Source organism: Bradyrhizobium sp. CFUWI (assembly GCF_056429085.1).
In genome coordinates this window covers 219154-230790 of the sequence record NZ_JBWJZE010000001.1, presented here as the reverse complement: position 1 = coordinate 230790, position 11637 = coordinate 219154, and the positions used below count along the sequence as shown (strand labels likewise).

Sequence of the window (11637 nt, the reverse complement as noted above, 5' to 3'; positions counted from 1 at the left end):
TAACCCCCAGAGAAACTTAACCTAATCCCACCAGCTGGCGGATGCTTGCAGGCGTGATGCCGGCCGCACGCAAGGCGCGCAAACCGGTCGAGCGGCTCGATTTCGACAGCTTGCGCCCCTCATCGTCGCAAATCAGCCGGTGATGGCGGTAGGCGGGTTCGGGCAAGCCGAGCAGGACCTGGAGCAGACGATGGACCGCCGTCGCATGAAACAAATCCTGGCCGCGCACGATCTCGCTGACGCCTTGCAGTGCGTCGTCGACGACGACGGACAGATGATAGCTGGTCGGCGTCTCCTTGCGGGCCAGGATCACGTCGCCCCAGGCCTGCGGTCGCGCCGGGACGGTGCCGCGCTCGCCATCGGGCCCCTCGCCCAGCTCATTCCAGGTCAGGCCGGTGACGTGCCGGCAGGCCGCAATCATGTCGAGCCGCAGCGCGTAAGGCCTGCCCGATGCGAGGAGACGGTCACGCTCGGGCGCTGGGAGCGACTTCGCCTCGCCGGGATAAAGCGGCGCGCCGTCGGGATCGCGCGGCCATGGCCCATTCGCCTCGCGCGCGGCAACCAACCTTGCGATCTCTGCCCGGCTCTCGAAGGCGGGATAGACGAGACCAAGCGCCGACAGCCTGTCCAGCGCGGCGCGATAATCGGCGAGATGCTCCGACTGTCGCCGCACCGGCGTCTCCCAGTCAATCCCGAGCCAGGCAAGATCCTCGTAGATCGCCGCCTCGTATTCCGGCCGGCAGCGCGTCGCGTCGATGTCCTCGATCCGCAACAGCAGCCGCCCGCCGGTCTTGCGCGCGCGGTCGAAATTCAGCAGCGCGGAAAGAGCGTGGCCGAGATGCAGGAAGCCGTTGGGACTGGGAGCAAATCGGAAAACGGGTGGTGCCATCTGATAGATCTCGTCATGGCCGGGCTTAACCGCACGGCCGTCATTCCGGGGCGGGTCCGAAGGACCAAACCCGGAATGTCGAGATTCCGGGCTCGATGCTCCGGGTCGCGCTTCACGCGATCCGTCGCATCGCCCCGGAATGACGGAGTAAGATATTCAGTACCGGGTCAAGCCCGGTCATGACGCCGGAGAGAGCCTGCCAAACACATGACCATCCATCTCGAATCCCAGTCCGATCTCGAAGAGGCCGTCCATGCGCTGATCAAGCGCGATCCACGTCTGAAACCGGTGCTCGAGATCGCGGGCATGCCGGCGTTGCGGCGGCGGGAGCCGGGTTTTGCGGGGCTTGCCCACATCGTCTGCGGACAGCAGCTCTCGACCGCGAGCGCCGCGGCGATCTGGGGTCGGCTGGCGGCGGCCTTCGATCCGTTCGACCATGATGCGGTGCGCCGCGCCCGCGCCGACCGGCTGGGACGGCTCGGCCTCTCGGCCGCCAAGATCAAGACGCTGAAGCATCTTGCGCGCGAGATCAGCGCGCAGCGGCTGAACCTCGACGTGCTGGCCGAGGAAGACGCCGATGCCGCGCATCACACGCTGATCGCGCTGCCCGGCATCGGGCCCTGGACCGCGGACCTCTATCTGCTGTTCTGCCTCGGCCATGGCGATGCCTGGCCGGCCGGCGACCTCGCCGTACAGGAGAGCATCAGGATCGGCCTCGGCCTGAAGGCGCGGCCGACGGAAAAACAGATGGCGCCGCTCGCCGAGCCCTGGCGTCCCTTTCGCGGCGCGGCGGCGCATTTGTGGTGGAGCTATTATCGCGCGGTGAAGAAGCGCGAGGGCGTGCTCGCGGGCTCAAACTAGCCCCGCAGCCGCTCGCGATCGGCGCGGGCGCATTCGGCCACGAAGTCGACCACCGCCCGCACCGCGGACAGCTCGACCAGATCAGGATGGGCGAGCAGCCAGAGATCGGCGACGCTGACGAGCTTTTGCGGCGCGACGCGCACGAGGTCCGGATAGCTCTCCGCGACGAAGCAGGACAACGCGGAGATTCCGATCCCCGCGCGCACCGCCGCCAGCATGTCGCCCTGTGACGAGCAGCGCATCACCATCGTGCCCTGGCGCGTGATCGCATCGCTCCACCGCGCCAATTGCGCGTTGGAGTCCTGATCTGCAAAGCCGATGATGCTATGGCCCTTCCACTCGCCGCTGCGTTCCGGCAAGGACCGGCCCGCCGCATAGGCGCGCGAGGCATAGAAGCCGGTGCCGAGACGGCCGATCTTGCGGCCGACCAGGTTCTCCTCGCCGCTGTCGACCGGACGCAGTACCACGTCGGCTTCGCGGCGCCACACGCTGGCCGGAAAGGGATGCGTGATGATCTCGAGCCGGATGTGATGGTGCGCATCGAGGAAGGATCGCAGCCGCGGCATCAGCCAATGCGAGGCCAGCGTTGCCCCGATCGACAACTTGACCGTGCCGCGCGCCTTGCGCCCGCCGGCGCCAACGGCGGCCTCGGCCCGCAGCGCGGCGGCGGCCATCGCCTCGGCATGCTCGCGCAAAGTGCGGCCGTCGGCGGTGAGCACGAAGCCGTCGGCGGCGCGCGCGAACAGTTTGGTGCCGAGCTGGGCTTCCAGCGCCGTGATCTTGCGGCTCACGGTCGGATGGCTGCTGTGCAGCCGCCGCGCCGCCGCGGTGAAGCTGCCGCTATCGGCGACCGCGACGAAGGTCTTGCAGAGATCCCAATCCACCAGCGTCCTCGTTCAAAGTTGAATAGATACATGTTCAATATTGAACGATACCCCGGCCGCCGTCCAACCCTATAGTGAGATCAAACCGCAGGCGGACGCCCCGCCGGCGCGACAATCGACATGGAAGCGCTCGATCATCGGCCGGCAGGCCGCCGACGCGCATTGTCAGGAGGATCGGATGGCACTGCCCGCCTTGCTCAGGAATTCCCTGGAGCTGCCCGTCGTCGGCTCACCCCTCTTCATCGTTTCCGGCCCGGAGCTGGTGATCGCGCAGTGCAAAGCGGGCGTCGTCGGCTCGTTTCCCGCACTCAACGCCCGTCCGGTCGAGAAGCTCGACGAATGGCTGCGCCGGATCGAGGACGAGCTCGGCGAATACAAATCGCGCAATCCCGGCAAGAAGGTCGCGCCCTACGCCGTCAACCAGATCTGCCATGCCTCCAACGACCGGCTGATGAAGGACATGGAGACCTGCGTCAAGCACAAGGCGCCCATCATCATCACCTCGCTGCGGCCGCCGGCCGAGATCGTCGAGGCCGCGCATTCCTATGGCGGGCTGGTGTTCCACGACGTCATCAACGTCAAGCACGCGCGCAAGGCCGCCGAGCAGGGTGTCGACGGCCTGATCCTGGTCTGCGCCGGCGCCGGCGGACATGCCGGCACGCTGTCGCCCTTCGCGCTGGTGCGCGAGGTCAAGCAATGGTTCGGCGGCGCGATCCTGCTGTCGGGCGCGATCAGCGACGGCTTCGGCATCGCCTCGGCGCTGACGCTGGGCGCCGACCTCGCTTATATGGGCACGCGCTTTATCGCCACGAAGGAAGCCAATGCCGACGAGGCCTACAAGTCCGCGCTGACGCAGCATGCCGCGCACGACATCGTCTACACCAACCTGTTCACCGGCGTGCACGGCAATTATCTCGGCCCCTCGATCACCGCCGCAGGGCTCGATCCGGACAATCTCCCGGTCGCCGACAAGTCGAAGATGAATTTCGGCTCCGGCGGCAACATGAAGTCGAAGGCGTGGCGCGACATCTGGGGATCGGGCCAGGGCATCGGCCAGATCCTGGATGCACCGCCGGTCGCCGAGCTCGTGGACCGTATGAAGGGAGAATTCGATCAGGCCCGGCAGGATTTCCTGATGCGCGCGAGCGCCTGACGACGCGGTCCGACGACGAGATTGGACTGACAACGAAAACGGGAGGACACCATGAAGCTGGCAGCCGCACTGATCGGCCTATCGTTGTCGGCGCTCGCCACCGGCAGCGCCCATGCCGAAGGCAGCGATGAGATCCGGATCGGGCAGACCCTGCCCTATAGCGGTCCGGCGTCCGGGTTCGGGGCGATCGGACGGACGCAGGAGGCGTTCTTCGAAAAGGTGAATGCCGAAGGCGGCATCAACGGCCGCAAGATCAGGTTCATCACGCTCGATGACGCCTACTCGCCGCCGAAGACGGTCGAGCAGACCCGCAAGCTGGTGGAGCAGGACGAGGTGCTGATGATGTTTGGCTCGCTCGGCACCGCCACCAACAGCGCCGTGCAGCGCTACCTAAACGGCAAGAAGGTGCCGCAGCTGTTCGTGCTCTCAGGCGCGACGAAAATGGGCCGATCCGCAGAAATATCCGTGGACCATGCCCGGCATGGCCGCCTACGAATCCGAGGGCGTGGTCTACGCCAAGCACGTGCTGCGGGCCAAGCCCGGCGCCAAGATCGCCATCCTGTCCCAGAACGATGATTTCGGCCGCGACTATGTCGCCGGCTTCAAGCGCGCGCTCGGCGACAAGGCCGCGGGCATGATCGTCGCGGAGCAGACCTACGAGACCAGCGCGCCGACGATCAGCTCGCAGCTCTCGACCCTGAAGGCATCGGGCGCCGACGTGCTGTTCGGCGTCGTGCTCGGCAAGTTCACCTCGCAGATGATCAAGGGCGTGGCCGAGATCGGCTGGAAGCCCGATCTGTTCTTCGTGCCGACGTCGGCTTCGTCGATCTCGTTCCTGGAGCCCGCCGGACTCGACAACGCGGTCGGCCTGATCTCGTCGAGCAATCAGAAGGACACGATGGACCCGCAATGGGCCAGCGATCCCGGCGTGAAGGAATACTTCGCCTTCATGAAGCAATACATGCCGACCGCAGACCTCTCCAATTCCAACTACGCGGCCGGCTACCATTACGCGACGCTGCTGATGACGATCCTCAAGGCGTGCAAGGACGATGTCAGCCGCGACAACATCATGCGCCAGGCCGCATCGCTGAAGGAGGTGAAGCTGCCGCTGCTGCTGCCAGGCATCAGTGTGAGCACCGGCTCAGACGACTATCTGCCGTTCCAGCAGCTTCAGCTGCGGCGCTTCAACGGCAAGAGCTGGGTCGGCTTCGGCGACGTGCTGGACGATCGCTAGACATGAGCGGAAAGGGACACGCCATGATCATCAGCGGCGAACGCCGGATCGGCCATGACGAGATCCAGGCGCGCATCAGGCGGGCGGCGAGCGGGCTTCGCGAGCTCGGTCTGGTCGAGGGCGCCCCGGTCGCCATGATGCTGCGCAACGATTTCGCGCTGTTCGAGGTGGTCGCGGCCTCCGCCGCTCTGGGCAGTCCGGTGGTGCCGATCAACTGGCATCTCAAAGCGGAAGAGGTCCGCTATATCCTGACCGACAGCGGCGCGAAGATCCTGGTTTGCCACGCCGACCTGCTGCCGCAGATCCGCTCCGGCGTGCCGGAGGACGTCCGTCTTTTCGTGGTCCGGACGCCGCCCGAGCTTGCGGCGACGTTCGCCGTGCCCGCCGCGCTGACGGAGATCCCCTCGGGACTGACGGATTGGGACCGCTGGCGCGACGGCCATCCGGAATCGCAGGAGCCGCCGCGCCGGGCCGCGGCGATGATCTACACGTCGGGAACCACCGGCCTGCCGAAGGGCGTGCGGCGCATGCCGATGCGGCCCGAGCAGGCGGCCGCCTCCGAGCGCGTCGGCGCCATCGCCTATGGCATCAAGCCGCGCGACAATCAGGTCGTGCTGATCAACGGCCCGATGTATCACTCGGCGCCGCACTCCTACGGCATGCTTGCCTTCCGCTGCGGCTGCACCATCGTGCTCCAGGCGCGGTTCGACGCCGAGGAGCTGCTGGCGCTGATCGAGCGCCACCGCGTGACGCATATCCACATGGTGCCGACCATGTTCGTGCGCCTGTTGCGCCTGCCCGAAGCGATCAGGCAGCGGTACGACCTGTCGTCGCTGCGCTTCGTCGTGCACGGCGCGGCGCCCTGCCCGCCCGAAGTCAAGCGGGCCATGATCGATTGGTGGGGACCGGTCATCAACGAATATTTCGGCTCGACCGAGACCGGCATCCCCGTGTGGCACTCCGCCGAGGAAGCCCTGAAGAAGCCCGGCACGGTCGGCCGCGCCATCGAAGGCGGCATCGTCAAGATCTTCCGCGACGACGGCGGTCTCTGCGGCGCCGGCGAGGTCGGCGAGATCTACATGCGCCAGACCGCGGTGCCCGACTTCGACTATCACGGCAAGGCGCAGGCCCGGGCGGAGGCTGGGCGCGACGGTCTCGTCAGTGTCGGCGATGTCGGTTATCTCGACGAGGACGGCTATCTGTTTTTGTGCGACCGCAAACGCGACATGGTGATCTCGGGCGGCGTCAACATCTATCCTGCCGAAATCGAGAACGTGCTGATCGCGATGCCGGGCGTGCGCGATTGCGCCGTTTTCGGCATCCCCGACGCCGAATATGGCGAGCGGCTATGCGCCTGCATTGAGCCCGACACAGGCGCGGAGCTCTCCGCCGGTGCAGTGCAAGCCTGGCTGCGCGACCGGCTGGCCAACTTCAAGGTGCCGAAGGAGGTTCAGTTCCTGGATGCGCTGCCCCGCGAGGCGACCGGAAAGATCTTCAAGCGCAAGCTGCGCGATCCCTATTGGGCGGACCGGAGGGCGGGCGGGCCTTAGCCACCGGTCGCCGAAACTCCTGAAGCATCTCGGCACATGCCGTCCGAGCAGTGCCATATGCCGGCATTGCGCGGGTCACCGGCTTTTGGCGGCCTGCGAAACCGTATAGCTTCGACCAGAGGAAACGCCGCGAAGACGGCCACGAGGTCGCGCATGCTGGACAGGACCAAGGATATTGCCGCATCCGCGCAAGGCTGGCTCGACGCGTTCGAGCGAACGCTGAGCAGGCCCGAGCCCGCCGCGCTGGACCATCTCTTCCTCGCCGACAGCTTCTGGCGCGACGTGCTGGCGCTGAGCTGGAATCTGCAAACGCTCGCCGGCCGCGACACCATTGCCGATGCGCTGGCCGCACTCGCGCCCAAGGCGGCACCGGCCAATTTCAAGATCGCGCCCAACCGCGCACCGCCGCGCTGGGTCACGCGCGCCGGCTGCAACTGCGTTGAGGCGATCTTCGATTTCGAAACGGCAATCGGGCGCGGCAGCGGTATCGTCCGGCTCGCACCCGAGGGCACCGACGACGACCGCCTGAAAGCCTGGACGCTGCTGACCGCGCTCGACGAGCTCAAGGGATTCGAGGAGCAGCTCGGCACCTCGCGCCCGCGCGGCCAGGCCTATTCGCGCGATTTCCGCGGACCGAACTGGCTCGATTTGCGCAACGCCTCGCGCGACTATGCCGACCGCGATCCGGCCGTACTGGTGGTCGGCGGCGGCCAGGCCGGGCTTGCGATCGCAGCGCGATTGAAGCAGTTGCAGCTCGACACGCTGATCGTCGATCGCGAAATGCGGATCGGCGACAATTGGCGCAAGCGCTATCATGCGCTGACGCTGCACAACCAGGTGCAGGTCAATCACCTGCCCTACATGCCCTTTCCGCCGAGCTGGCCCACCTATATCCCCAAGGACAAGCTCGCCAACTGGTTCGAGGCTTACGTCGATGCGATGGAGCTGAATTTCTGGACCGGCACCGCGTTCGAAGGCGGCGCCTATGACGAGGCGAAGGGATGCTGGACGGTGACACTGCGGCGCGCCGACGGCAGCGAGCGGACCATGCATCCGCGCCATGTCGTCATGGCAACCGGCGTCAGCGGGATCGCCAACATTCCGGATATTCCGAGCCTCGCCCAATTCAGGGGGACGCTGGTGCATTCCAGCCGCTACCAGGACGGCGAGACCTGGACCGGCAAGCGCGCGATCGTCATCGGCACCGGCAACAGCGGTCACGACATCGCGCAGGATCTGTATTCCAGCGGCGCCGAGGTGACGCTGGTGCAGCGCTCGCCCACACTGGTCACCAATATCGAGCCGTCGGCACAGCTCGCTTATGCGATCTACAATGAAGGCACGCTCGAGGACAACGACCTGATCGCGGCCTCGATGCCGACGCCGCTCGCGAAGAAGACGCACGTCATGCTGACCGAGCAGTCGAAGCAGCTCGACAAGGAGCTGCTCGACGGCCTTGCCCGCGTCGGTTTCAAGCTCGACTTCGGCGAGGCCGGCACCGGCTGGCAATTCAAATACCTCACCCGCGGCGGCGGCTATTATTTCAACGTCGGCTGCTCCAACCTGATCGTCGAGGGCAAGGTCAAGCTCAGGCAGTTCGCCGACATCGAGAGCTTCGTCGCCGAAGGCGCACGGATGAAGGACGGCTCGACCATTGCGGCCGATCTCATCGTGCTCTCCACCGGCTACAAATCGCAGGACTATCTGGTGCGAAAACTGTTCGGCGATGCCGTGGCCGACCGCATCGGTCCGATCTGGGGCTTTGGCGACGGTCTTGAGCTCCGCAACATGTATGCGCGCACCAGGCAGGCCGGTCTCTGGTTCATCGCCGGCAGCCTGGCGCAGTGCCGGATCAACTCGAAATATCTGGCGCTCCAGATCAAGGCGATCGAGGAAGGGATTTTGGGACGGACGTGAACCTAGTGGTCATTCCGGGGCGCGCGTAGCGCGAGCCCGGAATCCATCCAACCACGAAATGCGCCGCACAATGGATTCCGGGCTCACGCTACGCGTGCCCCGGAATGACAGAAGGAGAGACCACCCATGCCAGCCATTCTCGGCAGCGGCGATCACCGCTATCGCGTCGTCGAAAACTTCGCAAAGCTGCCGGACGGCTGGCAGCTGACCGACGTCGCCTCGGTCGCGGTCGACAGCCGCGACCAGATCTACGTCTTCAATCGCGGCGCCCATCCGATGGTGGTGTTGGACCGCGAGGGCAATTTCCTCCGCAGCTTTGGCGAAGGCCTGTTCTCGCGCGCGCACGGCCTCCACATCGATGCCGACGACAATCTCTATTGCACCGATGACGGCGACCACACCGTGCGCAAATGCACCACCGACGGCAAGGTGCTGCTGACGATCGGCATTCCCGAGAAGCCGTCGCCGTTCATGAGCGGCGAGCCGTTCCACCGCTGCACGCACACCGCGCTGTCGCCGAAGGGCGAGATCTACGTCTCCGACGGCTATGGCAATGCGCGCGTGCACAAGTTCACGCCGGACGGCAAGCTCATCAAGAGCTGGGGCGAGCCTGGCACCGATCCCGGCCAATTCAACATCGTGCACAATATCGCCACCGATGCCGACGGCTGGGTCTATGTCGCCGACCGCGAGAACCACCGCGTCCAGGTGTTCAATGGCGAGGGCAGGTACGAGACGCAGTGGAACAACCTCCACCGTCCTTGCGCACTTTGCTGCTGCGGCGGGGCGAAGAGCCCGACCTTCGTGATCGGCGAGCTCGGCCCCGGCCTGGCCGTCAACCGCAAGGTGCCCAATCTCGGCCCGCGACTGTCGATCGTGGACGCCAGGGGCAACCGCATCGCGCGGCTCGGCGGCGAGGCGGGGCCGGGCGTCGCCAGCGGCAAATTCCTGGCGCCGCACGGCATCGCGCTGGATTCGCAGGGCGACATCTATGTCGGGGAGGTCGGCGTCACCGACTGGAAGACGAGCTTTCCGGACGCGGAGATGCCGGCCGTGGTGCGCGCAACGCGGTGCTTGCAGAAGCTGGAGCGGGTACGGGAGTAGCAGCGGCGGCACGCTACGAGCGCGGGGGCAAAGCCGGTTCCGCCCGCCGCGTGCTCTCCCCAAATCGCGGCGTTTTGAACGCTTTTGCCACCCCGGCGCCGCATTGCTTGCGCCTGAATAAGTCGCTCAACGGGCTTCACAATCCCGTCACGCTGCATGTAGTATGTCAACACATGCTGCTTCGCAGCGTATATTGGAGGCCGGGAGCGTTACTTGAACGCACATGTCTCGCAAGGCAGTTGGCCGGTGTTGGTGCTGAATGCGGACTTCCGGCCGCTGAGTTACTACCCACTGTCGTTGTGGTCGTGGCAGGACGCGATCAAGGCGGTGTTCCTCGACCGCGTCAATATCGTCGCTCACTACGATCAGGCGGTCCACAGTCCCACCCTGCAGATGCAGCTGCCAAGCGTCGTCTCGCTCAAATCCTTCGTCAAGCCGACCACCCACCCCGCCTTCACCCGGTTCAACGTCTTCCTGCGCGATCGTTTCGCCTGCCAATATTGCGGCTCGCCCGAAGACCTCACTTTCGATCACATCATCCCGCGCAGCAAAGGCGGCCAGACCACCTGGGAGAACGTGGTCGCGGCGTGCTCGCCGTGTAACCTGCGCAAGGGCAATCTCACCCCGGCGCAGGCAAAGATGTTTCCGCGCCAGAATGCGTTCGCACCCACCGTGCACCAGCTGCACCGCAACGGCCGTCTCTTTCCGCCGAACTACCTGCACGACAGCTGGCTCGACTATCTGTACTGGGATACGGAGCTGGATCCGTAGGGGCGAACCTTCGCGCCCTACCCCCGCTGCAAGGCGAGCGTCACGCCGCCGAGCGTGAGCGCCATCGCCGTCCATTCACGCAGGCCCAGCGGCTCGCCCAGGATGATGGCGGCGGAGACCACGCCGATCACGGGAACGATCAGCATGCCGGTCGAGGCCGTGGTCGGTGGCAGACGGCGCAGCGTCTCGAACCAGGTGACGTAGCAGATGCCCATCGGCACCAGCGTCATATAGACGAAGCAGCCGAGCCCCAGCGGGGTCATCGCGGTGATATCAGGACGCTCGAACAGGACGCCGAGGATCAGCATCGCGGCGCAGCCGAGACCGACCTGCCAGGCGACGACGACCAGCGGCGGCATCGGCAGCGGCTTGCGGTTGAGCACGTTACCGAGCGCGAACAGGATGGCGCAGAGCAGCGCCAGCACGATGCCCAGCAGCTTGTCGGCACCGAACGTAAAGCCGTTGCCGCTCAGAAGCAGCGTGACGCCGGCAACGCCGAGGACCAGCCCGAAAATATCCCTTGCGGTCGGTCGCGTATGCAGCACGGGCCAGGCGAACAGCATCGCCCAGATCGGCATCGTGTAGGCGAGCAGAGCGCCCTCGCTCACCGTCACATATTTCATCGCGACCGTGCCGAGCCCCATCCAGGCAAAGACGTTGGTGAAGGTCGCGAAGACCAGTCGTGGGATGGCCTCGCGCGGGACGGCAAACGACTCCTTCCGGCTCAGCACCAGAGCACCGAGGATCAGCGAGGCGCAGACGCCCGCAAGCCCGCGCGCGAACAGGGGTGGCCATTGCTGCAGCAGCAGCTTCATCAGCGGCCAGTTCAAAGCCCAGCCGAACGCCGTCACGCCGAGGCAGAGAGAGCCGATCGTCCTGTCGCGGCGCGCCGAGTTCATGGATAGCGCTTAGCAGGCGGACGCCGGCCACTCCACCTCGGCCGGCGCATGCAAGCTATCGCGCAGGGCGGAACTGGATCGCCTGGCGCTCGTTCACATGGGAGCACAACGCGACCGCGCGTGCCGCAGCGCAACCGAGGGAGGCCATGATGCCTGCAGATGAGAAAGACCACGTCTACAAGATCCTGGACCTCGTCGGCTCATCCGAAACCTCGATCGAGGACGCGATCAAGAACGCGATCGGCCGCGCGTCGAAGACCATTCGCGAGATGAAATGGTTCGAGGTGGTGCAGACCCGCGGCCACATCGAGAACGGAGCCGTGCGCCACTACCAGGTGACGCTGCGCGTCGGCTTCACGCTGGAGGGATGAC

10 protein-coding genes and 1 pseudogene are annotated in these 11637 nt (G+C 65.8%); 8 read left to right on the top strand and 3 right to left on the bottom strand.

Going from position 1 to position 11637, the window contains the following annotated elements; translation table 11 throughout:
* Window positions 1–16: 16 nt before the first annotated feature.
* A complete protein-coding gene (gene gluQRS / locus AC066S_RS01090; protein WP_478268710.1) occupies window positions 17–889 on the bottom strand; it encodes a tRNA glutamyl-Q(34) synthetase GluQRS in 873 nt (290 codons plus the stop codon).
* A gap of 207 nt (window positions 890–1096) precedes the next feature.
* Here gluQRS and AC066S_RS01085 point away from each other — a divergent pair, with 207 nt between their 5' ends.
* Entirely contained in the window at window positions 1097–1750 is a 654-nt protein-coding gene (locus AC066S_RS01085; protein ID WP_126259363.1) for a DNA-3-methyladenine glycosylase family protein, read from the top strand.
* Here the strand turns inward: AC066S_RS01085 and AC066S_RS01080 are convergent.
* On the bottom strand, window positions 1747–2634 hold the full coding sequence (locus AC066S_RS01080; RefSeq protein ID WP_126259362.1) for a LysR family transcriptional regulator: 888 nt from the start codon (window positions 2632–2634) through the stop codon (window positions 1747–1749). The two genes, AC066S_RS01085 and AC066S_RS01080, sit on opposite strands and share 4 nt — an antisense overlap.
* Before the next feature lie 178 nt (window positions 2635–2812).
* On the opposite strand from AC066S_RS01080, the gene AC066S_RS01075 reads away from it, so the two are divergent.
* The 6 genes and pseudogenes from AC066S_RS01075 to AC066S_RS01050 all read left to right on the top strand — a co-directional run bounded on the left by AC066S_RS01075 (window position 2813) and on the right by AC066S_RS01050 (window position 10366).
* On the top strand, window positions 2813–3787 hold the full coding sequence (locus tag AC066S_RS01075) for an NAD(P)H-dependent flavin oxidoreductase (protein ID WP_478268709.1): 975 nt from the start codon (window positions 2813–2815) through the stop codon (window positions 3785–3787).
* Window positions 3788–3838: 51 nt separating this feature from the next.
* Window positions 3839–5024 (top strand): annotated as a pseudogene (locus AC066S_RS01070) (ABC transporter substrate-binding protein).
* Window positions 5025–5047: 23 nt separating this feature from the next.
* Window positions 5048–6574, top strand: a complete 1527-nt coding sequence (locus AC066S_RS01065) for an acyl-CoA synthetase (RefSeq protein WP_126259552.1) — start codon at window positions 5048–5050, stop codon at window positions 6572–6574.
* 153 nt (window positions 6575–6727) lie between these two features.
* Window positions 6728–8491 carry a flavin-containing monooxygenase gene (locus AC066S_RS01060; RefSeq protein ID WP_478268708.1) on the top strand — a complete coding sequence of 588 codons (1764 nt, stop codon included), beginning with the start codon at window positions 6728–6730 and terminating at the stop codon, window positions 8489–8491.
* A gap of 126 nt (window positions 8492–8617) precedes the next feature.
* The gene (locus tag AC066S_RS01055; protein ID WP_478268707.1) at window positions 8618–9595 is read left to right on the top strand and encodes a peptidyl-alpha-hydroxyglycine alpha-amidating lyase family protein; all 978 of its coding nucleotides are present in this window, start codon (window positions 8618–8620) and stop codon (window positions 9593–9595) included.
* A gap of 213 nt (window positions 9596–9808) precedes the next feature.
* The gene (locus AC066S_RS01050) at window positions 9809–10366 is read left to right on the top strand and encodes an HNH endonuclease (RefSeq protein ID WP_028134115.1); all 558 of its coding nucleotides are present in this window, start codon (window positions 9809–9811) and stop codon (window positions 10364–10366) included.
* A 17-nt stretch (window positions 10367–10383) separates the two neighbouring features.
* Here the strand turns inward: AC066S_RS01050 and AC066S_RS01045 are convergent, their stop codons facing one another.
* Window positions 10384–11265, bottom strand: a complete 882-nt coding sequence (locus AC066S_RS01045; protein ID WP_478268706.1) for a DMT family transporter — start codon at window positions 11263–11265, stop codon at window positions 10384–10386.
* A 149-nt stretch (window positions 11266–11414) separates the two neighbouring features.
* Here AC066S_RS01045 and AC066S_RS01040 point away from each other — a divergent pair, with 149 nt between their 5' ends.
* Window positions 11415–11636 (top strand): dodecin, encoded by a 222-nt coding sequence (locus AC066S_RS01040; RefSeq protein ID WP_126259356.1) that lies wholly within the window; start codon window positions 11415–11417, stop codon window positions 11634–11636.
* Window position 11637 lies beyond the last annotated feature (1 nt).

Coding starts and splice junctions, on each gene's coding strand:
- gluQRS (WP_478268710.1), bottom strand. CDS start 889: ATGGCACCACCCGTTTTCCGATTTGCTCCCAGTCCCAACGGCTTCCTG.
- AC066S_RS01085 (WP_126259363.1), top strand. CDS start 1,097: ATGACCATCCATCTCGAATCCCAGTCCGATCTCGAAGAGGCCGTCCAT.
- AC066S_RS01075 (WP_478268709.1), top strand. CDS start 2,813: ATGGCACTGCCCGCCTTGCTCAGGAATTCCCTGGAGCTGCCCGTCGTC.
- AC066S_RS01065 (WP_126259552.1), top strand. CDS start 5,048: ATGATCATCAGCGGCGAACGCCGGATCGGCCATGACGAGATCCAGGCG.
- AC066S_RS01060 (WP_478268708.1), top strand. CDS start 6,728: ATGCTGGACAGGACCAAGGATATTGCCGCATCCGCGCAAGGCTGGCTC.
- AC066S_RS01055 (WP_478268707.1), top strand. CDS start 8,618: ATGCCAGCCATTCTCGGCAGCGGCGATCACCGCTATCGCGTCGTCGAA.
- AC066S_RS01045 (WP_478268706.1), bottom strand. CDS start 11,265: ATGAACTCGGCGCGCCGCGACAGGACGATCGGCTCTCTCTGCCTCGGC.
- AC066S_RS01040 (WP_126259356.1), top strand. CDS start 11,415: ATGCCTGCAGATGAGAAAGACCACGTCTACAAGATCCTGGACCTCGTC.